Annotated in this window: 29 protein-coding genes; 16 read left to right on the forward strand and 13 right to left on the reverse strand. The window is 43.4% G+C overall.

The window, feature by feature from the left end; translation table 11 throughout:
• Window positions 1–908: 908 nt before the first annotated feature.
• Together umuC and umuD are read right to left on the reverse strand one after the other, a co-directional pair.
• Window positions 909–2,177 carry a translesion error-prone DNA polymerase V subunit UmuC gene (umuC, locus tag ACYVGZ_RS09265; protein WP_460754365.1) on the reverse strand — a complete coding sequence of 423 codons (1,269 nt, stop codon included), beginning with the start codon at window positions 2,175–2,177 and terminating at the stop codon, window positions 909–911.
• Window positions 2,174–2,617, reverse strand: a complete 444-nt coding sequence (umuD, locus tag ACYVGZ_RS09270; RefSeq protein WP_460754368.1) for a translesion error-prone DNA polymerase V autoproteolytic subunit — start codon at window positions 2,615–2,617, stop codon at window positions 2,174–2,176. Before umuD ends, umuC begins: the two co-directional genes overlap by 4 nt.
• A 154-nt stretch (window positions 2,618–2,771) precedes the next feature.
• Here umuD and ACYVGZ_RS09275 point away from each other — a divergent pair, with 154 nt between their 5' ends.
• The gene (locus tag ACYVGZ_RS09275; protein WP_460754370.1) at window positions 2,772–3,005 is read left to right on the forward strand and encodes a hypothetical protein; all 234 of its coding nucleotides are present in this window, start codon (window positions 2,772–2,774) and stop codon (window positions 3,003–3,005) included.
• Window positions 3,006–3,171: 166 nt separating this feature from the next.
• Here ACYVGZ_RS09275 and ykgO read toward each other — a convergent pair whose 3' ends face one another.
• Window positions 3,172–3,339, reverse strand: a complete 168-nt coding sequence (gene ykgO / locus ACYVGZ_RS09280; protein ID WP_460754373.1) for a type B 50S ribosomal protein L36 — start codon at window positions 3,337–3,339, stop codon at window positions 3,172–3,174.
• A gap of 155 nt (window positions 3,340–3,494) precedes the next feature.
• Here ykgO and ACYVGZ_RS09285 point away from each other — a divergent pair, with 155 nt between their 5' ends.
• Window positions 3,495–4,076: a hypothetical protein gene (locus tag ACYVGZ_RS09285; protein WP_460754376.1), complete on the forward strand. Its 582-nt coding sequence runs from the start codon at window positions 3,495–3,497 to the stop codon at window positions 4,074–4,076.
• Window positions 4,077–4,118: 42 nt separating this feature from the next.
• Here ACYVGZ_RS09285 and ACYVGZ_RS09290 read toward each other — a convergent pair whose 3' ends face one another.
• Window positions 4,119–4,931 carry an SDR family NAD(P)-dependent oxidoreductase gene (locus tag ACYVGZ_RS09290; protein ID WP_460754378.1) on the reverse strand — a complete coding sequence of 271 codons (813 nt, stop codon included), beginning with the start codon at window positions 4,929–4,931 and terminating at the stop codon, window positions 4,119–4,121.
• Between the two features lie 400 nt (window positions 4,932–5,331).
• Between ACYVGZ_RS09290 and ACYVGZ_RS09295 the strand changes: the two genes are divergently transcribed.
• From ACYVGZ_RS09295 to ACYVGZ_RS09305, 3 genes are all read left to right on the forward strand, one after another.
• Window positions 5,332–6,768 (forward strand): uracil-xanthine permease family protein, encoded by a 1,437-nt coding sequence (locus ACYVGZ_RS09295; protein ID WP_460754381.1) that lies wholly within the window; start codon window positions 5,332–5,334, stop codon window positions 6,766–6,768.
• Between the two features lie 147 nt (window positions 6,769–6,915).
• On the forward strand, window positions 6,916–7,380 hold the full coding sequence (locus tag ACYVGZ_RS09300; RefSeq protein ID WP_460754383.1) for a carboxymuconolactone decarboxylase family protein: 465 nt from the start codon (window positions 6,916–6,918) through the stop codon (window positions 7,378–7,380).
• Window positions 7,381–7,426: 46 nt separating this feature from the next.
• A complete protein-coding gene (locus tag ACYVGZ_RS09305) occupies window positions 7,427–8,140 on the forward strand; it encodes a helix-turn-helix domain-containing protein (RefSeq protein WP_460754386.1) in 714 nt (237 codons plus the stop codon).
• 54 nt (window positions 8,141–8,194) lie between these two features.
• Here ACYVGZ_RS09305 and ACYVGZ_RS09310 read toward each other — a convergent pair whose 3' ends face one another.
• The 4 genes from ACYVGZ_RS09310 to ACYVGZ_RS09325 form a co-directional block, all read right to left on the reverse strand.
• Window positions 8,195–10,036: a sensor domain-containing diguanylate cyclase gene (locus tag ACYVGZ_RS09310; RefSeq protein WP_460754389.1), complete on the reverse strand. Its 1,842-nt coding sequence runs from the start codon at window positions 10,034–10,036 to the stop codon at window positions 8,195–8,197.
• Between the two features lie 145 nt (window positions 10,037–10,181).
• Window positions 10,182–10,883 carry a helix-turn-helix transcriptional regulator gene (locus ACYVGZ_RS09315; protein ID WP_460754391.1) on the reverse strand — a complete coding sequence of 234 codons (702 nt, stop codon included), beginning with the start codon at window positions 10,881–10,883 and terminating at the stop codon, window positions 10,182–10,184.
• 16 nt (window positions 10,884–10,899) lie between these two features.
• Window positions 10,900–11,286 (reverse strand): VOC family protein, encoded by a 387-nt coding sequence (locus ACYVGZ_RS09320; protein ID WP_460754393.1) that lies wholly within the window; start codon window positions 11,284–11,286, stop codon window positions 10,900–10,902.
• A gap of 134 nt (window positions 11,287–11,420) precedes the next feature.
• Window positions 11,421–12,170, reverse strand: coding sequence for a DeoR/GlpR family DNA-binding transcription regulator (locus ACYVGZ_RS09325; RefSeq protein WP_460754396.1), 750 nt, complete (start codon window positions 12,168–12,170; stop codon window positions 11,421–11,423).
• A gap of 145 nt (window positions 12,171–12,315) precedes the next feature.
• On the opposite strand from ACYVGZ_RS09325, the gene ACYVGZ_RS09330 reads away from it, so the two are divergent.
• From ACYVGZ_RS09330 to ACYVGZ_RS09355, 6 genes are read left to right on the forward strand one after another with little or no spacing between them, the layout of a single operon-like run.
• Window positions 12,316–13,293 (forward strand): ABC transporter substrate-binding protein, encoded by a 978-nt coding sequence (locus tag ACYVGZ_RS09330; RefSeq protein WP_460754400.1) that lies wholly within the window; start codon window positions 12,316–12,318, stop codon window positions 13,291–13,293.
• 46 nt (window positions 13,294–13,339) lie between these two features.
• Window positions 13,340–15,022 carry an ABC transporter permease gene (locus ACYVGZ_RS09335; RefSeq protein ID WP_460754573.1) on the forward strand — a complete coding sequence of 561 codons (1,683 nt, stop codon included), beginning with the start codon at window positions 13,340–13,342 and terminating at the stop codon, window positions 15,020–15,022.
• Entirely contained in the window at window positions 15,010–16,047 is a 1,038-nt protein-coding gene (locus ACYVGZ_RS09340) for an ABC transporter ATP-binding protein (protein WP_460754402.1), read from the forward strand. The genes ACYVGZ_RS09335 and ACYVGZ_RS09340 overlap by 13 nt, the downstream gene beginning before the upstream one ends.
• A complete protein-coding gene (locus tag ACYVGZ_RS09345) occupies window positions 16,044–17,129 on the forward strand; it encodes an MBL fold metallo-hydrolase (RefSeq protein ID WP_460754576.1) in 1,086 nt (361 codons plus the stop codon). The genes ACYVGZ_RS09340 and ACYVGZ_RS09345 overlap by 4 nt, the downstream gene beginning before the upstream one ends.
• A complete protein-coding gene (locus ACYVGZ_RS09350; protein WP_460754405.1) occupies window positions 17,113–17,667 on the forward strand; it encodes a histidine phosphatase family protein in 555 nt (184 codons plus the stop codon). The genes ACYVGZ_RS09345 and ACYVGZ_RS09350 overlap by 17 nt, the downstream gene beginning before the upstream one ends.
• Complete coding sequence (locus tag ACYVGZ_RS09355; protein WP_460754407.1) at window positions 17,664–18,116, forward strand: phosphatase domain-containing protein; 453 nt, start codon at window positions 17,664–17,666, stop codon at window positions 18,114–18,116. The genes ACYVGZ_RS09350 and ACYVGZ_RS09355 overlap by 4 nt, the downstream gene beginning before the upstream one ends.
• On the opposite strand, the gene ACYVGZ_RS09360 is transcribed toward ACYVGZ_RS09355, so the two are convergent.
• Window positions 18,113–18,298 carry a hypothetical protein gene (locus ACYVGZ_RS09360; protein ID WP_460754410.1) on the reverse strand — a complete coding sequence of 62 codons (186 nt, stop codon included), beginning with the start codon at window positions 18,296–18,298 and terminating at the stop codon, window positions 18,113–18,115. The genes ACYVGZ_RS09355 and ACYVGZ_RS09360 overlap by 4 nt on opposite strands.
• A gap of 105 nt (window positions 18,299–18,403) precedes the next feature.
• On the opposite strand from ACYVGZ_RS09360, the gene ACYVGZ_RS09365 reads away from it, so the two are divergent.
• The 3 genes from ACYVGZ_RS09365 to ACYVGZ_RS09375 are packed head-to-tail and all read left to right on the forward strand — an operon-like array spanning window position 18,404 to window position 19,230.
• Complete coding sequence (locus tag ACYVGZ_RS09365; RefSeq protein WP_460754412.1) at window positions 18,404–18,541, forward strand: NAD-dependent epimerase/dehydratase family protein; 138 nt, start codon at window positions 18,404–18,406, stop codon at window positions 18,539–18,541.
• Between the two features lie 33 nt (window positions 18,542–18,574).
• On the forward strand, window positions 18,575–18,895 hold the full coding sequence (locus ACYVGZ_RS09370; RefSeq protein WP_460754416.1) for an SDR family oxidoreductase: 321 nt from the start codon (window positions 18,575–18,577) through the stop codon (window positions 18,893–18,895).
• An 11-nt stretch (window positions 18,896–18,906) separates the two neighbouring features.
• Window positions 18,907–19,230, forward strand: a complete 324-nt coding sequence (locus tag ACYVGZ_RS09375; protein ID WP_460754419.1) for a hypothetical protein — start codon at window positions 18,907–18,909, stop codon at window positions 19,228–19,230.
• Window positions 19,231–19,258: 28 nt separating this feature from the next.
• Here ACYVGZ_RS09375 and ACYVGZ_RS09380 read toward each other — a convergent pair whose 3' ends face one another.
• On the reverse strand, window positions 19,259–20,242 hold the full coding sequence (locus ACYVGZ_RS09380) for an AraC family transcriptional regulator (protein WP_460754421.1): 984 nt from the start codon (window positions 20,240–20,242) through the stop codon (window positions 19,259–19,261).
• Between the two features lie 125 nt (window positions 20,243–20,367).
• Here ACYVGZ_RS09380 and ACYVGZ_RS09385 point away from each other — a divergent pair, with 125 nt between their 5' ends.
• Window positions 20,368–20,832 carry an anthrone oxygenase family protein gene (locus ACYVGZ_RS09385; protein WP_460754424.1) on the forward strand — a complete coding sequence of 155 codons (465 nt, stop codon included), beginning with the start codon at window positions 20,368–20,370 and terminating at the stop codon, window positions 20,830–20,832.
• Between the two features lie 95 nt (window positions 20,833–20,927).
• Window positions 20,928–21,650: an SHOCT domain-containing protein gene (locus tag ACYVGZ_RS09390; protein WP_460754427.1), complete on the forward strand. Its 723-nt coding sequence runs from the start codon at window positions 20,928–20,930 to the stop codon at window positions 21,648–21,650.
• A gap of 70 nt (window positions 21,651–21,720) precedes the next feature.
• Here ACYVGZ_RS09390 and ACYVGZ_RS09395 read toward each other — a convergent pair whose 3' ends face one another.
• The 3 genes from ACYVGZ_RS09395 to ACYVGZ_RS09405 are packed head-to-tail and all read right to left on the reverse strand — an operon-like array spanning window position 21,721 to window position 24,476.
• A complete protein-coding gene (locus ACYVGZ_RS09395) occupies window positions 21,721–22,494 on the reverse strand; it encodes a 3-hydroxybutyrate dehydrogenase (RefSeq protein ID WP_460754429.1) in 774 nt (257 codons plus the stop codon).
• A 14-nt stretch (window positions 22,495–22,508) separates the two neighbouring features.
• A complete protein-coding gene (locus ACYVGZ_RS09400) occupies window positions 22,509–23,873 on the reverse strand; it encodes a TRAP transporter large permease (protein ID WP_460754433.1) in 1,365 nt (454 codons plus the stop codon).
• 15 nt (window positions 23,874–23,888) lie between these two features.
• Window positions 23,889–24,476, reverse strand: coding sequence for a TRAP transporter small permease subunit (locus ACYVGZ_RS09405; RefSeq protein WP_460754436.1), 588 nt, complete (start codon window positions 24,474–24,476; stop codon window positions 23,889–23,891).
• Window positions 24,477–24,540: the final 64 nt, after the last annotated feature.

Raw genomic sequence — 24,540 nt, forward strand, 5'->3', positions numbered from 1 at the left:
GGGTGCGAAGCATCCATGATTGAACCAAATTGCGTTGGTGTAACATGAGGGCTACGCCCTCGGCGTCAGATTCGCTTCGCGAACCGTGACCTACAAATCACCCAAAATCCATGGCGATCATTTGCCGCCAATCGTAGGGCGCCGTTAGGCCGAAGGCCGTAATGCGCCGCTGGGTGCGAAGCGCCCATATAACCAACATTGGACGTATCGGTTGTGATTATCCATTAACCTGCGCCTGTCTCGTACCTCGACGCGTCGGCGCCTGCGTAAGTGCATAAACGCAACCTATTATATTTTACCGCATCCCCCAATGGTAATGCGCCGTGGATGCGAAGCACCCATGATTGAACCAAATTGCGTTGGTGTAACATGAGGACTACGCCCACGGCTGTAGGGCGCCGTTAGGCCGAAGGCCGTAATGCGCCGTGAGTGCGAAGCATCCATGATTGAACCAAATTGCGTTGGTGTAACATGAGGACTACGCCCACGGCTGTAGGGCGCCGTTAGGCCGAAGGCCGTAATGCGCCGCTGGATGCGAAGCACCCATGATTGAACCAAATTGCGTGGTGTAACACGAGGGCTGCGCCCTTGGCGTCAGATTCGCTTCGCGAACCGTGACCTACAAATTGCCCAAAATCCATGGAGATCATTTGCCGCCAATCGTAGGGCGCCGTTAGGCCGAAGGCCGTAATGCGCCGCTGGGTGCAAAGCGCCCATATAACCGATATTGAACATATCGGTTGTGGTTATCCATTTACTTGCGCCTGTCTCGTACCTCGACGCGTCAGCGTCAGCGTAAATAAATAACCGCAACCTATTATATTTTACCGCATCCCCAATCGTAGGGCGCCGTTAGGCCGAAGGCCGTAATGCGCGGCCGGGCGCACAACCCCCATGATTTAACTGTACTACCAAACCGATGGGATGTCTTTCCATTTTGTTGTATAAGCAGGGGAGAGGTACTCTCTTTTCATTGACCACTGAGGAGTGACACCTTGAGCGGCAAAGAAAACGTTACCTAAACCACTTTGGTTAATGGTATCTATGACTTGCATTAATTTGCTGGCACCAGAAGGGGGTGTGTTGTGAAAGAGATCTTCCTGTAACCTATTGCTAGCATAGAAATCACTCAACATGACACCAGCTTTAGCGTAACGAAATCCCGGCTGAAATATTTTTTCAAATAAGCTATTTGCAGCAGCTAGTAGTGTTCGCGTGTCGTTTGTAGGATAGGTTAGTTCTATACTCAATGCTTTGTTATAAGCGGGTTCATTGGGGTTAAATCCCCCCGTACGAATAAAAACTTGAATTACTTTTGCAAGTTGCTTCTCTTCTCTTAACTTTTCTGCTGCACGTGATACGTATTCGGCTATAGCCTCTCCTAACTCTGATTTAAGCGTAATTCTATGGCCAAACGAACGGCTGCAAATAATTTGTTTTTTAGTGGTTGGGATATTCTCTAGTTCAAGGCAAGAGGTGCCATTGAGCTCGTGGATTGTACGTTCTAGGACGATTGAGAATTGCCTTTTCAATTCCCGTGGGTCACTATCAGCAAGGTCTAAAGCGGTGTGAATACCCATTGTGCGAAGCTTTTCAGAGAGCCGTCTGCCTACGCCCCAAACTTCTTTTACATCCACTAAAGACATGAGCTTTCTTTGCCTGTGTGTTGCTAATAAGTCGACTACACCTTTAGTTGCCGGATAGGTCTTAGCAGCATGATTTGCGAGTTTGGCAAGAGTCTTAGTAGGAGCGATACCCACTCCTACTGTGATGCCTGTCCACGAGTCAATTTTTTGCTTCATATTGCGAGCAAAGCTTTCATAGTCTTTTAAAGATTCTACTCCTGTTAATTCTAGAAAAGCCTCATCAATAGAGTAAATCTCAACGTTTGGCGCTTCCTGTTCAAGTAAGTTCATAACGCGGTTCGACATGTCTGCATAGAGCGCATAATTTGAAGAAAAGCAGGTAATGTGATGTCGCCGAATCTGTTCGCGGATGGAAAATAAAGGAGCCCCCATTTTTAATCCTAGCGCTTTAACTTCTTGTGAGCGGGCGATCACACAGCCATCGTTATTCGATAACACTACAACTGGTTTGTGCTTAAGATCCGGGCGAAACAACTTTTCACAACTTGCATAAAAGTTGTTGCAATCGACCAGAGCAAAAACATGCTTCATTGCTGTACTCTTCTTACAATATTGGTTACCACGCCAAAGACTTCCAGACCACTTTCTTCAGAAATGGGGATAGCAGGGTACGCTTTGTTTTTAGGTCTTAATGCAACTTCGGGAGTCAGCTCCAATGATTTAACTGTCATTTCCCCGTATAAGCAGGCAATAACGATATCGCCATGTCTTGCTGTTAGTGAACGGTCGACAACTAATATGTCATCACTAAAAATGCCAGCGTCTATCATTGAGTCCCCCTGAGCTCGGACAAAAAACGTCGCACTAGGGTGCTGTATGCATAGCTCGTTTAAATCCAAGTTGCGTTCAATAAAGTCCTGAGCTGGAGAGGGAAAACCTGCTGAAACAGACTCTATGTACAGTGGAATCTTTATTGGGTGAGAAGATAAAAATGTTTGGGATTCGGCAGAACCTAAATATGTTACGCGCATGAAGCATACCTTATACTGTATATATATACAGTATAATTGATTTTCAATTCTTCTCAAGTGTGTTGATTCTATCAGCCTTATTGATAAGCCATGTTTAAATTGGTTTCTAAAGAATGGTGGTTGTGTAATTGCCTCTTTGTGTGGGTTTGTTGCAATGGAGTTTGCTCGGTTACCGAAAGAGAACCAAGGTGAATGGGAAGCTATGTTACGGAATAGTGCTCAAGACCTAACGGCTGAGCGCTATCCTAAACTCGCTAAATATCTACCTAATATGTTAAATCAAGCTTTTATTCTGCGGTGGCAAAATGGTTATGATAACCCATTAGATACAAGCTTTGCTGAATACGTAAACGTGTTCTTAGATGGGTTAAGAAAGCAGCGTAACTAAGTTTTAGTAATGTCACTGTAATTTAATAAAAGATATCGTTGAGATCGAATTAATTTCTGACTCGTATTGGGCTGCAGCGGGCTGAGGAAAGCTTGTTAAAGGAGTTGAAGAAATTTAACAAGCTCCTCAGAGTCGCGCTATGAATGTATGTTTTACGTTTATGGCTTTAAAAATTACTGGTTGAGTTACTTGCCGCGCTTTTTCCGCCTTTGCCCTGTACGGCTTTAAACCTTGGGTTTGACTTGCAAATTACAAATAGGTGGCCACGTCGTTTAACTACTTGGCAGTCTGGGTGGCGGCGTTTAGTTGTTTTTAAAGAAGAAAGAGCGTGCATAGAATACCCCCATAAATGATTTGTTATAGCATAACATTGTTACGTATAAATAAAATTGAGAATCATTATTAAATATATGTTTTTGGCGCCAGTGTTTTTCTGATTGAGCAAGGCTCATTATAATGAAATATCCATAGATACTAAGGCTTTAGAAAATGATACGAGTCGCAACCCTAGGCCCCGGCGGTAGTAATCACGAAATGGTGAGCCAGCAATATTTAGATTACATTGGTGTTGAGCATTACTGTATTGAATTAGTGCAAGGTTTTTCTGATGCGGTGCAAAAGATTAAAAGTGGCGCAGTAGATCATATTATACAATGCGCAGCACACCCAGAAGTAGCGCAAACATTGGGGCTAAATCAAGGCTTGCTGTATGTTATTGACACTTTTATTGCTCCTGGAAAGCCTCTTGGAATATTAACTCGTCGTGATATAGCGAGTCCTGTGTCAATTGCTTTTCATCCCGCGACACGTAGCTATGCCGATTTATCAGCTTGGCCAGAGCAGTTTGAAGAGCAGTCAACCGTAGCAGTAGCTCAAGGGCTTTTGTCTGGTCAGTATGATTCAGGAATTGCAGCATTAGAAGTGGCAGAACAAAACTCTGACCAGTTAAAAGTAGATGCAGTAATAGAAACCATTGATGATGCTTGGCTAGTTTATGGGACCACTAGAGTTTGCACCAATGGTGTACTTGCATGGCCGCATAGCCCAGGAGCTAAGATGCTTAGGCGCTAATATCCAAATGAGTTATTAGCGCCGAACTAATCTGCTCAGTCGTTAAAGCACTTTACTTGCTAGCAAATTGTCAATGGTGTCTACCAATTTTTTATTTTTACTGGAGTTCAAAGCATCTTGGTGAGGGGGCACAAAGCGACCTACGTCATTGTCAAAGTACTTACCCGATGCAGTAGAATATTCATCAGAAAGAGCGAGCCCAGACAAAATGTTTACTCCAATGCTTAGGTCTTTACCGGCCATACCGTAAGCCTCTTTTACCATTTTACTGCCTAGAAAAGAGGCAGGGTTTACGGCAATAAAAGCAGGGCCATTTTCTTTGTAGCGCTGAGCCATCTCGAATGTCCACATGGTGATAGCGAGTTTACTTTGGGCGTAAATAGCGCCATCTGAGGGACCTGCATTGGCGCTCGTAAGAGCAGCCAGTTCAACGCTCGCTTGGGCAGCGGAAGATAAATTGATAACACGGCCAGCCGTACCAAATAATGGCAAAAGGCGCTGTGTTAATAAGTAAGGCGCTATTGTATTGACAACGAAGCGGACGTCCAGTTGATCAACCGTTGTAACATTTGGAACAACATACACTCCAGCATTGTTAATCAGCACATCGAGTTTGCGGTGTTGCGCTGCGATAGCAACAGCCAGCGCCTCTACATCGGCAAGATTAGAAAGGTCGCACACATAGCCTTCAACACGACCACCACCTTGAATATCCCCCAATAAAGCCTCGACCTCTGCAAGTTTTTGCGGGTTACGGCCATGGATGAGAACGTAGTGGCCTTCACTTACGAGTTTTCTTGCGGTTGCCAAGCCAATACCATCTGTTGAACCTGTGATTAAAATTGTTTTCTGCATACTGTCCTCACCTACATGGAGTGAAATGTATTTATGGATGAATGTTCATCTTCGAATTTGACTACCATGTTATCACTCTTATTAAAATTGATAATAATGACTATTGGCGAATCAGTTTAAATAAAATGTTGATAATAAGGGGCCAATACGCTATGGCTGCTTGGCGCTATTTCGTACGGCGGTAATGCAAACGACCATAGTGTCAGGTCAAAAAATGGAGAGAAAACTTCCTCTTCTATTAGCATTACAAAATAATGGCAACCATAAATTACGGTAAGGACATTATTACAGCTAGCTAAGAACAGTCCGAAATGTTTTGTTTAGATTACAAATTGTATAAATGGGTATAGATCTTGCTTTTTTAGACTCATGTTTAAAGAAAATGAGGGAGTACAGATCTATGCCGCGAGACAACACTACGAATACAGGCTCTTCCCTGGGCACTCCAGAACAATTAAAAGATCCAAATTACACGCCACCGATTGGATTAGCTATCCCCCTCGGAATCCAACACGTGTTAGCCATGTTCATTGCTAACGTCACTCCAGCCATTATTATTTGTGGAGCCGCTGGCTTTGGTTTTGGTTCAAATTCACCCGAATTTGGCAATATGATCTACATGATGCAAATGTGTATGTTACTGGCGGGTGTGACGACTTTATTGCAAACCATTGGTTTTGGGCCAGTAGGGTCACGCCTGCCTATTGTGCAGGGTACTAGCTTCGCGTTCATTCCCATCTTAATTCCACTAGTCGCAGGGCAAGGTGTTGCGGCCATGGCCGTGGTGACAGGCGGTGTCTTAGTGGGAGGTTTGATTCAAGCTGCTATTGCTCCGTTTGTAGGCCGTTTACGTTTTGCTTTGCCTCCTCTTGTGACAGGTTTGATTGTACTCATGATTGGCCTATCTTTATTGCGAGTTGGTATTCAATATGCTGCAGGTGGTGTGCCAGCCATGAATACACCGGCATTCGGTAGTTTACAAAACTGGTTTGTTGCCGGCGTGGTGATCTTTACGACAATTGGGTTTAAGTTCTTTTGCCGAGGCATGTTGTCGGTTTCTTCTGTTTTGCTAGGGCTAATTGCTGGTTATATCGTTGCCTATATGCTTGGCATGGTAAGTTTTGGTAATGTGGCTCGTGCAAGCTATTTTGAGCTGCCTAAAGTGCTGCCTTTTGGAATTGAATTTACTGCCACTGCAATTATTGGTGTGACATTGATGTCGCTTATTTCAGCGATTGAAACCGTAGGTGATGTATCAGGTATTACCAAAGGTGGTGCCGACCGAGAAGCAACCGATAAAGAAATCAAAGGTGCCACTTATGCAGACGGTTTAGGGACTGCTTTTTCTTCATTTTTTGGCGCATTACCAAATACTTCATTTTCACAGAACGTTGGTCTTATTGCCATGACACGCGTGATGAGCCGTCATGTGGTGACCTTTGGCGGCTTATTCCTCATCCTTTGTGGGCTTATTCCAAAGATTGGGGCAGTGATCGCTAGTATTCCAATTACCGTACTCGGTGGAGGCGTGATTGTTATGTTTGGTATGGTGGTTTCCTCTGGCATAAAAATGTTAGCAGATGTGGAATGGACATCTCGTAATATGCTGATCTTTGCACTATCTGTATCAGTAGGCTTAGGCTTGATGCTCGAACCTAGTGCACTACAACATGCTAATCCGATTGTTAAATCCTTATTGGCAACAGGCTTACTGCCAGCAGCCATCATTTCAATTGTGCTAAACCTGTTGATCCCTGAAGAAATGGCAGAGGAAAAAGAGAAACAAGTAAAAGTAGAAGTCACACCTGAAATAAACGGCGAAGCAGCTAAAGCTTAAAAAAACGAGATAAAATACAGCAGTAAGCCCTTGAAGAAGACGTTAGGTCATACTTCAGGGGCTTTTTTAGTTGAGCATGTCGAATTTATTCAATATTTTCTACGGTTATCTTCGTATTCTGCCTTTTTATTAAAAAGGAGTAACCTTATGACGACAAGAGCAAATTATTTCCTATTGGCACCTCAAGCAATGACGATATTAATGGAACAAGAGAGCTACTTTAAAACCGCTTTTGCAGAAGACCAAGTAGTGAGTTTAAAAACCTGGGAGCTAGTCAAGCTACGAGTATCACAAATTAACCAGTGTGCATTCTGTATTGATATGCATCAAGCTGAGGCGTTGTCTGCAGGCGAGAGAGCAGAGCGCGTTATTGGCTTAAGCGCTTGGCAAGATATGCCATATTATTCGCAAACTGAGCGGTTGGCTTTGAAATGGGCTGAGATCTTGACATTAAACCAAACAATTGAAGAAGATACCTACCAACAGCTCGACAAACAGTTGGGGTCAGCAACCTTGGTGAATTTAACCTTGGCAGTGAATGCGATAAACAGCTGGAATCGTGTCGCCAGAGTTTTTAAACCAGAGGTAGGAAGTTATAAAGCCGCCCAGTGAACCTGAACTAAACCTTGCTTTGCAACTGACTGCGCCTAGCAGTCAGTTGTTTTTATTCGTACAGGCTGTTTGGTCAGCATGTTTACCTTTAAAAGGCTCGCAAAAACTCACTAAGCAACTGTTTTCTGATGCTGGTAGCGGCATCGTATTTCACCTTAATGGAAAGGTGGTTTTAAATGGTAATCTCGTACCAAAAGGGGCTATCTATTTACCAGCACAGTCTACATCCGATATGTTGGAAATATCACCGGGCGCTCAGTTTGCAGGTATTCGATTTCAGCCCGGGGTCGGGTATGAACTATTTGGCGAGCATTATCAAAAGCCTACTTTTTTAAGTGAGCAAATGGATCAGGAGTATAAGTTCAATGACCTTAACTCAGCCCTTAGCATAATGAGTGAAAATACTGATCGAGTAGCGTATATCGAGAGCTGGCTGCAAACGGACTTTAAACAGCACTATGGGATTCCAAAGCCCTTTGAAAAAGCTTTACAAGCGTTAAACCAAGACACGCCCATTATAGAACTAGCGGATCAAGTAAATTTAGGGCTACGACAAATAGAGCGTCAGTTTAAACAATGGCTAAATATGACGCCAAAAGAGTATCAAAGGCTACGTAGAGTGAAAAAGGCTGCTGAGCTTATTCGAACCAATGCGGGGCTAAGTTTAGTGGAAATAGCCATAGAGTGTGGTTTTAGCGATCAGGCTCATATGACCAGAGAATTTAAAATATTTGCTCAGACTACTCCTAAAAAAAGCTAACAGAGTGCTACTGTGCTTATGCGTTAATTAAGCCAATAGCCAGTTAGAGCTTTACTACTTATGGTTACTTTTCATTTCATACATTCTTTGATCAGCTAGAGAAATAAACTCTTGATCTGTTTTGGCTTCTTCGCGGCTTGAAACACCATAACTAATACTAGAGTGTTCAAAGCCCGATTGCTGGGTCTTTAACACGGCGTCTAGTATCCATTGTTCAATCACCTGAATAGAAATAGAGTGGGTGACTAGTATCGCAAACTCGTCTCCGCCAATACGAAATAATTTAGAGCGAGAGCCTCGAATGGCCGACAATAAATGGGAAGCATAAGTTTGTATTAACTCATCACCTTTAAGATGACCAAATTGGTCGTTGTAACGCTTTAAGCCATCAATGTCTGCAATGATTAGCTGGCTGTATTTAGGTTTGTTAAAGGTTTCGAGAAAAGCGTGTCGATTTCCAACGCCAGTCAGCTGATCACGGACAGCTAAATCATGAAGTTTAGCACTTTTGCTGCGTAGCTTTATCAGCATGAAAGAAATGAAAACAAGGATTAATGCAAGAGTAATCGAAGCCCAAATGAAGGTACGTGTTTTGAGGTGCGCTCGACTTTCGCTCACTTTGGCCAGCTCCAATTGCGCTTGAGACAAGGCTTGCTGCTGCTCTAGTTGCTGATTAACCTGCTGAAATTCAAGGTTGCGAATAATAATTTGGTTAATGTGTTTTTGTTCATCGACATAGGCTTTATGGAAACGCTCATAGTATTCTAGGGCTAAATCGTCTTTATCGAGATCTTTAAGCACAGTCACATAATCTAAATACGCCTCAGGTGAATTGCCTTCACGAATTCCTGAAGGAGATTCGATCGCCGATTTTAAGTAGCGTTCAGCTTCCTCAAGTTGTCCGTTTTCAGCCAATAAAAAGCCAAGTTGGCGTACTGAATCTTTTAAATAATCCTTATCACCCACTTCCAGTGCCAGCTGGTGTGTGTCATTTGCTAGTTGCAGTGCTTCGTCAAATCTATTTAGGCTGCGTAGCACGTCAATTTGCACTAAGCAAAAGAAGAGCAAGTAGTCACGACGAGGGTCAACAGGGTCCGCTAAATAGGTCTCAATCACTTCTAAAGCTTCATTATGCTTTTGTTGACGGTTTAGGGCTAGGGCAAGGTTGCCATATAAATAACTTATCGCGTCCACACGTCCTGCAGGAATAAGCTCAATGGCTTTACGTAAGAATTGTTCAGCTTTGACATAATCGTTGGCATGTAAGAACGCTTCTCCTAAAACGAGGTTAATAACAAAAATAGAAGGATGGTTTTGGTCAATAGATTTAAACCACGCTAGGGCTTCATAAAAGTAAGGTAAAGCGTCCGCAACACGTTTTTGGCGAACTAGCAATTGGCCGTAGATATGAAATAAATTTGCTTGGATATTAAGCTCAACAGGGCTTTGTGTTTGCCAAGCTTTGATAGAGTCTAGCTGGGGCTCTATCATTTCTTTTGCTGTTAAATAATGAGCAAAAAACATTAGATCGTAGCTATTAATCATCATCCAACGATAGCGAACAGGAGGATTTAATTCTTGAGCCTGTGAACTCGCTAACCAACGGGCTAAAGATACGCTCGCATCTAATTGCTTGTGTTCTCTTAAAATCAAGCTGGCTTTTGCACTGATGTCCATGAAATCGTTTTCAGATAAATTATTGCTTGCTAACACGAGTTCAGAAAGACGTTCTGGGACGTCGTTAGGGTTGGCAGAAAAGCTCTGGAACTGAAGCTCTTCAAGTAACTGAGTTGGGTGTTGAGCGAAGGTTTTTTCAATCATCGAAGAGTACAGGATGATTGAAAAAAGCAAAGAAAAAATGGCTTTAAAAACAGCCGGAAAGTTTAGTTTGTACATGACGCACTCTATCTTCGTACTTAAATCCATTTAAGAACAGCACATTACCGCAAACGATTTATGCGAACCTCGAACAACGTGTATCTAACCTAGATATTAACACATTAAGTTAAAGTTCCAGCTCGTTTTATGTATTAAACAAAGATTATTTGAGCATATCGTTAGGGGCGCCTGCGAAAACCGTATCTAAAAAGTCTCGAAAAGAAATGCGAGTGTCTTCGACAAAATGATTGTCGAGTAGACAGCAGGTTTGTATTTTATCGACTCGAAATGTTCGGTAATTTTGTCTAAGTTCACAATAGGCGGCTAACGTCCAAACCTTGCCCCAAAAGAAAAGCCCAAGGGGCCTTAATTCTCTTTGGCTAGCGACGGCTTTTAAACTCTGATACTCAATAAAAATCATCTGCTTTTTGTTAATGGCTTCTCTTAGTTCGTCTAACAAATGTGCTGTCGATGCCTGACTAAAAATGTCGGGGGTGTAAAGTCTAGGCTTGGATAATTCAGATTTTAGCGAGTCAGGGAGCACGGCTTCAATTTTAGCAAGAGCACTGTCAGTTGAACGGGCGAGCTTTGTACCAGCCCAAGTCTTGGACATACGGGCTGAAATCACTAAAGCTTCAATTTCTTCTTTACTAAACATGATAGGAGGGATATCGAAACCATGTCGTAAAACATAGCCAACACCCGCTTCACCTTCGATGGGTACACCCGATAACATGAGATCTTGAACATCTCGGTAAATGGTGCGCTCAGACACGTCTAACCTTTCAGCCAACCACCTTGCTGTCGTTAAACGCCTGTTACGTATATATTGAACAATTTGAAACAGTCGGTCTGCCCGGCGCACCGCGAACTCCTATAGCTTAGTTAGGGGAGTGAATACCAACACGATTCCCTTCACTGTCGATAAATAACGCAATATACCCTATCTCGTCTCCTAAATGTGTTTTCGGCATAATGATTTCACCACCAGCTGCAGGGACTTTGGAGAGGGCAACAGATAAATCTTCACCACCGTTTAAATAAACTAAACTGCCTGTTTGCGATGGGGTGTAGCCTTCACCAAAGACAATTGAGCCAGAGATCAAAGAACGGTCATCGTGGGGGAATAAACCGTGTGTGAGTCCTCCTAAGTCCATAGTCTCAATGTCAACCTCCAAGATGGTTTGATAAAAGGTCACCGCACGTTGTAAATCGGTGGCAGGTAGCTCGAACCATACTATGGTGTTGATCGGGGTTTTAGTATCCATATTTTGACTCCAATGTGTTTGTTTATTGACATATTGGAGTGTAATCCAGCCCTACTGACAGCATGGTGTCAGTAATGTTTAGTATTGTTATAAAAAAACACATCAGGCGGCTGAGGAATAAGTTGTGTATATCATTAATAAAGTAACTCTACCCCTTGGTAATTTAATAAACTTTCTAGAGCTTGACTGGGTTTTTGATCAGTAATAACACAATCGTAATCGCTCATTTTGCCCCACAAACAGCGAGACTCTTTGTCAAATTTGGTGCTATCAATTAATAAAATACGATAATGACAGTGTTCCACAAGTGCTTCTCTTGCCATGACTTCTTCGTCGGTGAAATCAAACAAATGCCCATGTTTATTGGTGGCCGCCACCGAAAACAAGCCAATGTCGGCGCGATACCGCTGGAAAAACCGCATGGCGTCTCCACCAATGACATCCTGGTCTCGCATGCGTACGCGTCCACCGGAAATGGTCAGCTCACAGTCAGGGTGCTCACACAAATTTCTGGCAGCATGTAAGTTTGTGGTCATGACTTGTAAGCCTTTATATTGGCTCAAGAGGCTCGCAACTTCAGCAACCGTTGACCCGCTGCCTAAAAACAGTGATTGGTAGTCCGCGACTTTCTCAATGCATAAATGAGCAATGCGCTGCTTTCCAGTGGCGTGGCGCATTCTGCGTTGGTCAAAGCTAATGTTTTCTCGGTGAGGAAAGGGGATCACTTCACCATGGCTACGCAGTACTAAGCCTTTTTCTGCCAACACTCGAATATCGGCACGAACAGTTTGAACCGAAACCGAAAAGTGATCAGCGACCGCTTGCAGGGACTGTCGGCCTGTTGAATTAACCCATTGCACGATTTCGTAGTGACGCTTATTCATATTAAATCGATTCCTTGCTTAGCGTTTCAGGTGTACTTTTTTCGAAACGAAAGAAAACTCCCAACAAACGAAAATGAATTGTCACTGTACTGTCAAAATATGTCGTTATTGTTTCAACTCCTAAACCCAAAAGAGAGTTCAAACCATGACTTTTAAGAAGACTTTGTTGTTATGCGCCGCAACACTTGCTTTTCCTCTGACGGCACAAGCACAAGAAACCTTGACCCTTTATACCAGCCAGCCAAACAAAGATGCGCAAATGACCGTTGATGCGTTTCAATCGGCCAACCCGGATATTAAGGTTGACTGGGTTCGCGATGGCACAACAAAGCTAATGACCAAACTTCGTGCAGAATTAGCATCTGGTGTGGTTAAGCCAGATGTTTTGTTAATTGCCGATTCCGTCACCATGGAGTCCATGGTAGCCGACGATTATCTATACCCTTACATGAGTGCTGAACGTGAACAGTACGATAGCGCTTTATACAGTAAAAATGGCTATTACTACGGTACTAAATTGATCACGACAGGTATTGTGCGCCATCAGAAAGCACCACAAAAGCCAATGGATTGGGCGGATCTAGCGAAGCCTGAGTATAAAAATCAAGTGGCGATGCCAAGTCCTTTATATTCAGGTGCGGCTTTAATTCACCTAGCGACTTTGACTGATGAAGCAAGCTTGGGTTGGAACCACTATGAGCAATTGCATAACAATCAGGTGAAGGCTCAAGGAGGTAATGGTGGTGTACTTAAAGCGGTTGCTTCCGGTACCAAGCCCTATGGTGTGATCGTCGATTTCTTAGCCATTCGTGAAGCAGCAAAAGGCTCCCCAATTGAGTTTGTTTTCCCGAAAACGGGCGTCAGTATGGTTACCGAACCTGTGGCCATAATGAAAGAAGCGAAAAACAAAGAAGCCGCTAAGCGCTTTGTTGACTTCTTATTATCTAAACAAGGACAGCAGCTGGTATTAGATCAAGGTTATTTACCCGCTCGTAGTGATATGCCAGTACCAACTGGGTTTCCAGCTCGTAAAGATATTCGTTTAATGCCTTTCGATGCAGAAAAAACACTGCAAAATAACGAAGCAAACAAAGCACGCTTCAGTGATATTTTTGAAGGCTAATCAGATGTTCATTGCTTTAAAAAATAGGCAACTGATCTCTCAAACCATGGATAGCCAGCTACGCTGGTTATCTGTGGGCTTGTGTGCTTTGATTGCCTTACTCAGCCTACTGCCCAGTTTGCGTTTACTGCTTGAAGCCTTATCGCATACAGGCGGTGTGCTTAGTTCTCCTATTATTGACGTGTTAGGGCGCGAGCGCACATGGCTTGCTATAAAAAACAGTTTTTACACTTCCGGTTTAGGGACGCTGATTGCTGTGGTTCTAGGCAGCGGTTTTGCCTTTCTTGTTACCCTGACTAATATTCGGGGGCGTGCTATTTGGGTATTTTGTTTCATGCTCCCCATGATGATACCACCCCAAGTAACAGCTCTTAGTTGGTTACAATTATTTGGCCCAGCGAGCCCAATTTTAAACACGTTTAATATTGCTCCAGGTTTAGGCAGCCCTCAGCCTATGTATTCTGCGAATGGCATCGCCTTATTACTGGGCATTCAAAGTGCGCCATTGGTATTTTTATCGCTTCGAACACAGCTTATTTCATTACCTCAAGATTTGCTTGAAGCGGCGCAGTTATCTCGAGCCTCTCAATGGCAGATTTGGTACGACATCATTTTGCCTTTATGCCGCGGTGCTATGATTGCAGGGGCTGCACTGGCTTTTGTTTCTTCTCTTGGTAATTTCGGTATTCCAGCCATGCTCGGCATCCCTGCTGGCTATATTGTGCTGCCAACCTTGATCTATCAGCAAATGGCAGGCTTTGGCAATGACATGCTCAGCCAGGTAGCGGGCCTTTCTATGATTATTGCCTTTTTAGTGCTAGTTGGGATGTTGCTGCAGCAATGGTTACAACAAAAAAGTCGTTTTGCTTTACTCGGTCATACAGCTCAATCGTTATCGTTTACATTGAAGCAGTGGCGACTGCCATTAGAAGTGTTGCTGGCTAGTATTTTGTGCTTCATTTTAGTGGTGCCACTATGTGCGTTATTAGTCAGCTCATTAGTGCCCGCTTTAGGCATGCCGTTGACCTCAGATACCGTCACCTTTACGGCTTTTTATGAAATGATTGCTCGCCAAGGAGTGACTTATCGAGCATTCGAGAACAGCACTTTATTAGCCAGTGTCAGTGCGCTGTTGTTAATGCTGATTTCTCTCCCTGTGGGTTATTGGCTAATGCGCATGCCACTGCAAAGGCGCGCCTTGATAGCAAGCTTAATTGAGGTCCCTTATGCCATTCCTGGTATCGTACTGGCCATCGCTTTTATTTTACTGTTTGCCAAGCCAATCCCCATTATTGAATACAGTTTATATGGCACCCTGGGCATTATTTTTTTGGCTTATTTGTCTTGTTTTTTAAGCGTGTGCCTGAAGCCTGTGCTCAGCGCCTTGTCTCAATTGGACCCTGCTTTAGAAGAAGCTGCGCAGCTTGCTGGGGCAAGGCCTATTCGCCGCTTAATCGACATTATTTTTCCGTTAACAGCGCCAGCGGTCTTTGCAGGTGGCTTACTGGTGTTCCTGATTGCTATCAATGAATTAACCGTTTCTGCTTTGTTATGGAGTGCAGGCAATGAAACCTTAGGTGTACTTATTTTTAACTTAGATGAAAGTGGTGACAGTGTGCTGGCCTCAGCCATTGCCGTGTTAGTGGTTTTATTAGTAGCTGGTCTAATGGGGTTACTCAGTATGTGTGCCTCCCGTTTACCTAAAGGAGTCATACCATGGCACGATTAGTATTAGATCAAATAGAAAAGTCTTTCGCGGGGCAACAGGTGATTAAAAACCTGAGCCTGACCATTGAGAAAGGGGAGTTTGTTGCCTTACTTGGGCCCAGTGGCTGTGGTAAGTCCACCATCCTTAGAATGTTAGCGGGTTTTGAAACTGTAACCGACGGGCAGATTTTACATGGCGAGCAATGCTTGTCGAGTAAGCAACAGCACATTGCCACAGAGCAGCGAAATTTCGGCATGGTGTTTCAGTCTTACGCTCTTTGGCCTCATATGACAGTAAAAGAAAACGTCGGTTATCCTTTAAAAGTTCAAAAGGTAGCAAAACACGCCTCAGCAGAGCGCATTAAAGAGGCCTTGGACGTGGTGCAGCTGGAAGAATACGCTGATCGTTTGCCATCTCAACTGAGCGGTGGTCAACGCCAGCGAGTGGCATTAGCAAGAAGTTTGGTTACAGAACCCGATGTGGTGTTATTTGATGAGCCCCTAGCCAACTTAGATCGACACCTAAGAGCCACAATGGAAGACACCTTCAGGGCATTCCATAAGCGAACCGGCGCTACCATAGTGTATGTCACCCATGACCAGTCAGAGGCAATGTCTTTGGCGGATAAAATTGCGGTTCTAAATAAGGGAGAGCTTGTTCAGTGGGGAACGCCTCAAACACTATATAAGAACCCGAAAAACACTTGGTTAGCCGATTTTATCGGCAGAGGCTCGGTACTTACAGTGCCTGAAGCGGCACCAGGTCAATATATAGGGCGAGCAGAGTTATTAGCATTATTAAATGCGACTGACCAAACGTCACAAGGGGCGGTCTTAGTGCGTCCTCAAGACGTTCGCTTTACTGAATCCCCTGATGGCCTAGCGGTTGAAGTTGAAAACTGTATTTTTCGTGGCGAACGTTACGACATCGAGTTGCGTACCGCTAACGGTCAGAGCTTACTTGCTTATAGTGAGCTTCCTTTAAGCCGCGGACAACATTGCTATGTGCAGGTGGATCAGGCTTGGAGCCTTGAGTGTCAATCATGAAACTGCAAATTGATATTTTAAGCGGAGCTGGGAAAAAAACGGCGGCAGCCATCTTAGTGACTTACTCTTCATTTGAAGGGGTAAAACCTGTGCGCTTATTGTTAGACGCGGGTGGCCCATTAGAAGAAGGGGAGGATAAAGGCTGGACGGTACCTGAGGGGCTGGATGCTATCTTGATCTCCCACGATCACCAGGATCATATAGGTGGTCTAGAGGATGTTAATGGTCAGACACCTGTTTATGCAACGAAGGCAGTACAACAGCAATTACCCACCCACCTAAATCTTCATGACTTACCGGTTTGTGGTGTGACTCAAATAGCAGGTATTGATGTGACAACAGGCAGTGCTGGTCACTCATTCGGTGGTGTCTGGCTACATTTAAACATAGCCAATGGGGTGTTCTACAGTGGTGATTTTAGCCTTGAATCGTGTCTTTACGCGTTTACAAACCCACCGCAAGCTGAGATCGCTTTGTTGGATGCTTCCTATGGCTTGTACAACAATTCTCAGGAACAGTGCAAGGCGTCGTTGTTAAGCTTTTTAACGGAAGAGCGGTCATTGCTAATGCCTGTACCACAAACAGGTAGAGCCTTAGAAATGGCTGCTTGGCTCAGTTCACAAGGTTTTTATGATTGGAGTCTGGCTGAGGATTGTATTATGCCAGCCACTATTCTAGCGGGGGAGGTCTCAGGGATTTGTCCGGCAATACTACCGGTTCTCGAAGCCATGCCTAAGTCAGAGTTTAACCCTGACTCAAAAGTCGTACTATGTGGCGAACCTGATGCTTTGGGGGGAGAAGCCGCTGAGTTACTGCCTCAAATAGAAAAATATCTAGCGGTTTATACAGGTCATCTGCCAGAGCATGCACGACAAGCAGTAAGTGAAGACCGAGCCTATTTTACTCGCTGGAATGTTCACCCTAGAAAACAAGACTTACAGAGGCTTATTGAACATTTGCAATGTCGAGTATGTGCCCCGTTATTTCACCCAATCAAAGACCCATATTTATGGCGCGAGGCGTTAGGTCCAAGCGTAACATTTGATTCTTACATAGAGCGAAACGATGAAATTATTACCTAAACCTTTTGTGTTTGTACGTCATGCCCAAAGCACTCTTAATGCCGCTTCAATCATAGCAGGATTTACTGACAGCCCATTAAGTGACGAAGGCATAGAGCAGGCTAAACGCGCCTCGTCAAAACTGAACCAGCAAAGCTGGAGTATCGTTGCGACCAGTACTTTAGTACGTACACATCAAACAGCACAATATGCCGTGCCAAGCCATAGCATTACACAGTTTGAAGGTCTTAAAGAGCGTTTTTGGGGAGACCTAGAAGGGTCCAACATGGAGCAAACTTTAAGATATGAAGATACGCCGCCAGGTGGCGAATCATGGCAGGCGTTTGAAGAACGCGTTATTAACACTCTAAACGATATTTTAACTCATTATGATTGGCCATTAATTGTTGCCCACTCTGGTGTTTATCGAGTGTTAAATCACCTTATCAATGGCACAGCCTATTGCCCTAGAGTAGAAAATGTTAGCCCTATTACTTTTCTGCCTAGCGAAAATCAACAAGATTGGATTATTACCCCATTTGAAGGAAAAACGGTATGACTGCACAAGCTGTAATTGTCGATCTAGATGGCACATTAGCGGAATTTGACCACACAAAAGTAGCTCATTGGGTATTAGGCCCTGAAAAACACTGGGACCCTTTTTTTGAATATATGAAGGAGGCCAATGTGATCGAAAATGTTTTGCACTTAGTTAACATCTTAAAACAGCAAGGGCAGAAAATTGTCATCTGCAGTGGTCGGCCAGAATCCCATAAAGCTCATTCATTAGCTTGGATAGAAAAACATAATATACCTTGTGATGGAATTTACCTTCGCCCAGAGGGCGCTGATGCCATGCCAGACGAAGCCGTAAAGCAAGCCTTATTAGCACAAATTAAAGAGGACGGTTTTGCACCATGGTTGGTCTTAGATGATCGCGATGCTGTTGTCCGCAGCTGGCGCAAACTTGGCATGACTTGCTTGCAATGTGCGCCAGGGGATTTTTAATCGTCAAACAGTAGGTTGACTGCGATACTAAATATCACCAAGCCAAGAATAGGGCCCAAAATGCCAAGAGGAGCCCGCTCGATATAGGGTGAGTTCTCAGCAATGAGTAGGCCCCATTCAGGCTCAGGTGGCTTAGCCCCTAAGCCTATAAAACTTAAGGCCGTCAAGCTTAATGTAATCACGGGCTCACTATGTACTTTTGATCAATGGATCCGTTCTTAAGAGCATTCACCAAAACAACATAAGGCTCCAAACTATGCTCGTTAATCAATAGTAGGAGCAAATATATGAAAGCATTTAATAAACCAGTTTTAATCACCGGTCATAAAGGTAAAACCGGCTCTAGAGTTGCTAGTTATTTAGCTAATCAAGGTATAGAGACCCGCTGTACTTCGCGCTCAAGCAGCACAACATTCGATTGGTAAGACCAAAGTACCTGGCCTAATGCACTGAATGGGGTGAAGTCGGCTTACATTACTTATCAGCCTGACTTGGCGGTCCCCCGCGCTGCTCGAGACTTAAAAGATCTAGTCACTCTAGCAAAAAAGCACGGGGTAGAGCACATGGTTTTATTGTCTGGTCGTGGTGAAGATGGCGCGCAGCAAGCAGAGCAAATATTAATAGACAGTGGGCTAGAGTGGAACGTGGTGAGGGCCTCTTGGTTTGCTCAAAATTTTAGCGAAAGTTTTATGGCGCAAGGTATCCAAAATGGCGAATTGATTTTACCAGCAAGTGCTATGCGCGAACCTTTTATTGATGTGGAAGATATTGCCAGGTAGTGGTTAAAACTTTGACAGATACGAGCCTTAGAAGTCAACTGTTTGAAGTAACAGGACCTGAATTATTAACATTCGGTGAGTGCGTTGAACTGATCGCTGAACGTATGGGTAAAAACATTTCTTTCACCTCAGTTAACATTAACGAGTACTTAATTATGCTGAATAACCAACATATCCCAAGTGACTTCCAGTGGCTTATTCATGAATTGTTCACTGAGGTGCTTGATGGTCGTAATGCCCATGTATGTGATGGTGTGCAACAAGCATTAGGGCGTCCAGCGACCCCATTTATAGATTATGTTACTCGGACAGTGAAAGCGGGTCATTGGCAATAATTGTCGCTTTTTAGACAAACCTTCTTGGTTAGCAAGAAGGTTTATTGTGCCTGTTTTTTGTGTCTGAGGGAGATTCATCAAACCTTGCTTTATAGGCCCGGCTGAAAGCAGCTTCGGATTGATAACCAACTTCTAGAGCAACACTAATAATGTGATCGTGACTTGCTTTTAATCGTTCCCTTGCCAAGGAAAGTCGCCAATCTGTTATGTATTTTTTAGGAGGTAGTCCAACAACTTGCTTAAAGTAATTAATAAAACTTGTTCGTGACATAAAGCAAAGCTTTGCCAAAGTTTCAATATCTATACTTTCTGCAGGCTGATTATGAATTTTGGATATTACAGGCGACAAGCGTGGATCGGAGTGAGCCATGAGCCACTTATTATTCTGCCCGGAAGACTGTTCAATCCAAAAGCGAACACATTGTATTAATAAGGCATCAGCTAACTTTTCAATGACTAGCTCTGCTCCGTAAAAGTTACTTGCCGCTGCTGATTTTATAGCTTTGATCAGGTTTGTGATTAACTCACTGGAAGCGTCCTCTTTTTTTATCAAAATATAGTCAGGCATGGAGCGCAAAATAGACTGGGTAACACTGCTTTCAAACAACACTGTACCGCAAAGAGTCGTCGTTGAGCCTGATCCCAAGCAAGTAAGAGTCTCATAGTGATCATTTACCTTAATGAGATTTTGCTCAAATAAATCGTTAGCAGGTGTGTTTAAGGTATCTATAATGTCATGGCCAAGCCCTTTGGGGAGTAAGATAAAGTCACCAGCAGATAACCTTAGGTTTTGCTCAGCGATTTTCACTTGAGCGACTCCCTCTAAAATAAGATGGAACATAGTGCTAGAGGGAATCGCAGGCATTCGTATTCCCCAAGGAGATTGAAGAGTGGAATGGGTATAAAACAAACAGCTCATTTTCAGTTGTTTGAGTGGTGCGGCTGTCTGTGCGGCCTGAGCTCTGGCAGCATCAAACTTTTCGAGTGAAACCATCTTCGGCGAATCTGGCATGTGTACTTCCTGCAAAGAGATCAAGACAAAAAAGCAATTATAGATTGGCTCAGACTGATTTAATACGTGTAAAGCAAGCGAAAAAGCTTATTAGCATTGAAGACAATCATATAAGAGGGTTCACCATGTCCTTTCAGATACAACCATTTCTAACCCTAATTTGTTTGATTACGACCAGCCTTTTAGCTGGACTGTATTTTATCTTTCACAACACCCTTATGCCGGTTCTCAAAGAGCAGGATGCTAGCCAAATAATGCACCGAGTCAATGAGGTCATTATTAATAAATATTTTTTAACTGTATTTATGATGTCGCCTATCTCAGCACTGTATTTGTTATTGGTGGAATTTTCCAAGCATGGACTGAATTTCATGTCCGTCAGTATGTATGGGGAAATTTGCGCGTTGTCAGCGTTTATTATCACCGCATTCAAAAATGTACCTTTAAATCACTGTTTGGCGCAAATGCTAGAACACGATTCAACTATATGGGGATTATATTTGAACGGATGGTCTAGATGGAACTCAGTGCGTTACTACTTATCGTTATCTGCAAGTACTTTCATGTTGACAGATCTTCTGTATGGATAAGAAAAGCTTCTGGTAAAAAACGGACTGATGCTTTTTTAACCACACTTTATTGGTTAAAATACACAAATAAAGTGCATGTTAGGAAAGGAGTATTCATGATGACTCGGTGTTTATTATTACTGGCTATAATGGTCAGTATCACAGGGTGTTCAACACTTTACTATCCATCACCGATGACGGAAGTAGAAGTGTTCGACAAAATGGCTAGCATTGAAGCTGTTCAACCTAAAGAAAAAATTTATCGCCAATACGTGAGTGATGGTATCTATTTTCAGTTCGAAAGGATGGATGAAAATAACGTTATTTATGGTTGGTATACCTGTACCACCTGTAGTTGGACACGCTCCAAAGTGTTAGCTCTTTACGATGGAAGTTATCTGTATGTTACTTATGGACATCATGAAGAGTTTTTCTTAGAGTCCCCAAAAACTGTGAGTCAGCACCCAGATTTCCCCCATTGGTCATGGAGTAGCATTGATCTGTTTCAAATTGAAGGGCGCAACTTGATTAAACGTCGTCAAATTCGAAAGTGTACCTATGATGACCCTTGGATTCAGGAATGGGTTAACCGACCATGGACAGATGGTGTAGATTATGATTGCCGCTTTAGAAAAACAGGCAACTATAGCAGTATTTTTGTGGCCACCATTGATGACACTATTGTCGGTGAACGTAGCTCTATAGTGGGTGAAGAAAAGGATGTCGTTTCTGAAGCAATTCGTTCTAAGCTTGAAACATTGAAAGAATTATTTGAAGAGGGTTTGATTGATAAATCAGACTATGAAACAAAGCGTACGCAAATGCTAGAAGACTTATAGCCGAATAAAACTTGATGAAAAAGGTCTCTCAGCGCCATGCCAAGAGGCCTTTTGGTTTTTAGGGGCTTTATTATTGAGCTGTATAGCCGCCGTCAATTACTATGGCTTGTCCCGTAATACCTTTTGCAGAAGGGCTGGTTAGATATAGACAATAATCTGAAATTTCCTCAACACTGAGTAAACGCTTTTGGGGAACAAGAGGCCAGATCACCTCTTCTAATACTTTGTCTAGTGGCACATTACGAGTACTGGCTAAATCCTGTAATTGGTTTTGTACCAAGGGAGTATCAACATAGCCGGGACAAAGGGCATTTACAGTAACGCCAAAAGGTGCGGCTTCAAGAGCAGCTACCTTAGTTAAGCCGATCACACCGTGCTTGGCTGAGTTGTATCCCGCCTTGCCTGAAAAACCAATAAGGCCATTAATAGAGGCCATGTTAATAACTCGGCCAAAGCCTTGCTCTTTCATTAAAGGTATTAGCTTTTTAATGGCGACAAAAGGAGCCACCAACATGATGTCAATTAACTGGCGATAGCGCTCAGTAGGAAAATCCTCAATAGGCGCTACATGTTGCAAGCCAGCATTATTAATCAGAATATCAATTTTGCCAAAATGGCTAATAGCTTCATCAATGGCGTTTAAAAAAGCGTTCTCGTCTGTTACATCGCACTGTAAAAGTTTTAATTGGCAACCATAATGAGCAAAGGCCAACTCAGTTTTGTCTATCGCTTCTTGGTTAAAGTCGATTAAGGCAACATTAGCGCCTTGTTTCAGGAATGCTAAGCCAATTTCTAAACCGATGCCGCTCGCCGCTCCAGTGATAAGTACAGTATTGTTATTCATAATAGTCTCACTCATTAGTTGCCATACATGCTAGTTGGTAGCCAAAGTACAATGTCAGGAATGAACAGCACCAAGCTGACGGCAAAAAGCTGAATTAAAATAAATGGAATAACTCCCTTATAAATATCCAATGTGGTAACCCCAGCAGGGGCAACGCCTTTTAGGTAAAAAAGTGAAAACCCAACCGGAGGGGTTAAGAAGGAAGTTTGCAGTGCCAGTGCAAATAGAACCACAAACCAAACAAGGTCGAACCCCAGAGCAACGACCACAGGGCCAACTAAAGGTAATAGAATTAGACTGATTTCAAGCCAGTCTAAAAAGAACCCTGCCACAAAAGTAATGCATAAAATAACAACTACAATTCCAAGCGGCGAAAGTGGAATGCTTTGTAAGGCTTCACTGATGAATTCATCCCCACCTAGATTCCTTAACACAACGGCAAAGGCTGTAGCACCTAAAAAAATACCGAACACGAAGGCTGTTGTGATGGTCGTGCGTCGGCACACATCGGCCAGCATGGCCATGTTAAAACGTTTGTTCATGATGGCTAGCAAAGTAGCGCCTAGTGCGCCAACACCAGCGGCTTCGGTGGGTGACACTATGCCCATGAAAATAGAACCTAACACAGCTAGAATCAACCCAAGCGGTGGCAAGACTGCCAGCAAGGTCTCTTTTATGAGAGCAAAGGTAACTGGCGGAAGGTCTTGAGCGGGCTGACATGCTTTAGGGTTTAAACAGGCATTGCCAATGACATACACAATGTATAAAAAGCCTAATAATAATCCGGGCATGAGGGCACCCATGAACAGACTACCCACTGATAGGGACAATTGATCAGCCATAATGATTAGCATGATACTAGGAGGAATCAAAATACCTAATGTGCCTGATGACGCGACAATACCACTAGCAAAAGACTTGGAATATTGTTGTTGCAGCATAACAGGCATAGACAGCATGGCCAGTAATACAACTGATGCGCCTACAATACCTGTAGAAGCAGCGAACAAGATGCCGATTAAAATAACCGAAACGCCTAAACCTCCACGAAAACGCCCAAACAGTCGGACAAAATTAAGCATAAGGCGTTCTGCAACACCGGAGCGTTCTAGCATCAGTCCCATGAAGATAAACATGGGTAAAGCCACCATGACCCAGTTACTCATTTGAGCATAAATACGCTGCACAAAAGTGCCGTAAATACGCCAGTTGGTCATATAATAAGTGTCCCAGTCGAGGTATTCGTAACTTAAAATACCCACGCAACTGAAGACCACAGCAAGCCCAGCTAAAATCCAGGCGACCGGAAAACCAGTAAAAATCAGAGCAATAAAGCTGCCAAGCATGGCAACCACTAAAAATTCATAGGTTTCTAACATATAAGCTCCTCAACCTTAGTTTGGTTTTTTGCGTTGACAAATAAATGCAAAGCAACGTAACCAGCGAGAAAGTGCGGCTAAGGTTAGCAAGACAAAGGCAAAAATGATGGTCGACTTAATGAGCCAACGTAATGGCAGACCGCCAGGGGCAGAAGAGACTTCATTTAATTTGTAAGCACGAGATACAAAGGGAATAGCATACTCGATCACAATTAAGCAAAAGGGCAGAAGTAATAAAGTAAGTCCTATGACTTCAATCCATGCTCTGGTGGTTAGGGAGCTTCGCTCCACAATTGCATCAACTCGAACATGGCCATCATGAATTAAGCAGTAGGAGAGCCCTACCATAAAACCAATTGCATATAAGTGCCATTGTAATTCCTCTAAAGCAATAAAGTTAATGCTAAAGAAATAACGCATTAAGGCATTGCCGACCACCAAAAGAACTAACAATACCCAAATATACGAAACGCCACGACCTATGGTCTCAATCAGACCTTCAATGGCGCTAGAGAGGCGCGTTTGAGGTAAGGCGGACCAAGAATGATCAGTTAATTTAGCTTCAATGGCATCTAAGTCAAGGCGATTTTCTGGATCAGACATAACAGCTTCCAATACAAAAGTGACGGAGTAGGCCGACAAAAAGTCGGCCTTATTAGATAAAAAG

The organism is Marinomonas epiphytica (assembly GCF_054780655.1).

Coding starts and splice junctions, on each gene's coding strand:
- ACYVGZ_RS09300 (WP_460754383.1), top strand. CDS start 6,916: ATGACGACAAGAGCAAATTATTTCCTATTGGCACCTCAAGCAATGACG.
- ACYVGZ_RS09295 (WP_460754381.1), top strand. CDS start 5,332: ATGCCGCGAGACAACACTACGAATACAGGCTCTTCCCTGGGCACTCCA.
- ACYVGZ_RS09380 (WP_460754421.1), bottom strand. CDS start 20,242: ATGCCAGATTCGCCGAAGATGGTTTCACTCGAAAAGTTTGATGCTGCC.
- umuC (WP_460754365.1), bottom strand. CDS start 2,177: ATGAAGCATGTTTTTGCTCTGGTCGATTGCAACAACTTTTATGCAAGT.
- ACYVGZ_RS09335 (WP_460754573.1), top strand. CDS start 13,340: ATGGATAGCCAGCTACGCTGGTTATCTGTGGGCTTGTGTGCTTTGATT.
- ACYVGZ_RS09320 (WP_460754393.1), bottom strand. CDS start 11,286: ATGGATACTAAAACCCCGATCAACACCATAGTATGGTTCGAGCTACCT.
- ACYVGZ_RS09395 (WP_460754429.1), bottom strand. CDS start 22,494: ATGAATAACAATACTGTACTTATCACTGGAGCGGCGAGCGGCATCGGT.
- ACYVGZ_RS09390 (WP_460754427.1), top strand. CDS start 20,928: ATGATGACTCGGTGTTTATTATTACTGGCTATAATGGTCAGTATCACA.
- ACYVGZ_RS09285 (WP_460754376.1), top strand. CDS start 3,495: ATGATACGAGTCGCAACCCTAGGCCCCGGCGGTAGTAATCACGAAATG.
- umuD (WP_460754368.1), bottom strand. CDS start 2,617: ATGCGCGTAACATATTTAGGTTCTGCCGAATCCCAAACATTTTTATCT.
- ACYVGZ_RS09290 (WP_460754378.1), bottom strand. CDS start 4,931: ATGCAGAAAACAATTTTAATCACAGGTTCAACAGATGGTATTGGCTTG.
- ACYVGZ_RS09330 (WP_460754400.1), top strand. CDS start 12,316: ATGACTTTTAAGAAGACTTTGTTGTTATGCGCCGCAACACTTGCTTTT.
- ACYVGZ_RS09385 (WP_460754424.1), top strand. CDS start 20,368: ATGTCCTTTCAGATACAACCATTTCTAACCCTAATTTGTTTGATTACG.
- ACYVGZ_RS09340 (WP_460754402.1), top strand. CDS start 15,010: ATGGCACGATTAGTATTAGATCAAATAGAAAAGTCTTTCGCGGGGCAA.
- ACYVGZ_RS09355 (WP_460754407.1), top strand. CDS start 17,664: ATGACTGCACAAGCTGTAATTGTCGATCTAGATGGCACATTAGCGGAA.
- ykgO (WP_460754373.1), bottom strand. CDS start 3,339: ATGCACGCTCTTTCTTCTTTAAAAACAACTAAACGCCGCCACCCAGAC.
- ACYVGZ_RS09325 (WP_460754396.1), bottom strand. CDS start 12,170: ATGAATAAGCGTCACTACGAAATCGTGCAATGGGTTAATTCAACAGGC.
- ACYVGZ_RS09400 (WP_460754433.1), bottom strand. CDS start 23,873: ATGTTAGAAACCTATGAATTTTTAGTGGTTGCCATGCTTGGCAGCTTT.
- ACYVGZ_RS09350 (WP_460754405.1), top strand. CDS start 17,113: ATGAAATTATTACCTAAACCTTTTGTGTTTGTACGTCATGCCCAAAGC.
- ACYVGZ_RS09275 (WP_460754370.1), top strand. CDS start 2,772: ATGGAGTTTGCTCGGTTACCGAAAGAGAACCAAGGTGAATGGGAAGCT.
- ACYVGZ_RS09365 (WP_460754412.1), top strand. CDS start 18,404: ATGAAAGCATTTAATAAACCAGTTTTAATCACCGGTCATAAAGGTAAA.
- ACYVGZ_RS09405 (WP_460754436.1), bottom strand. CDS start 24,476: ATGTCTGATCCAGAAAATCGCCTTGACTTAGATGCCATTGAAGCTAAA.
- ACYVGZ_RS09310 (WP_460754389.1), bottom strand. CDS start 10,036: ATGTACAAACTAAACTTTCCGGCTGTTTTTAAAGCCATTTTTTCTTTG.
- ACYVGZ_RS09345 (WP_460754576.1), top strand. CDS start 16,044: ATGAAACTGCAAATTGATATTTTAAGCGGAGCTGGGAAAAAAACGGCG.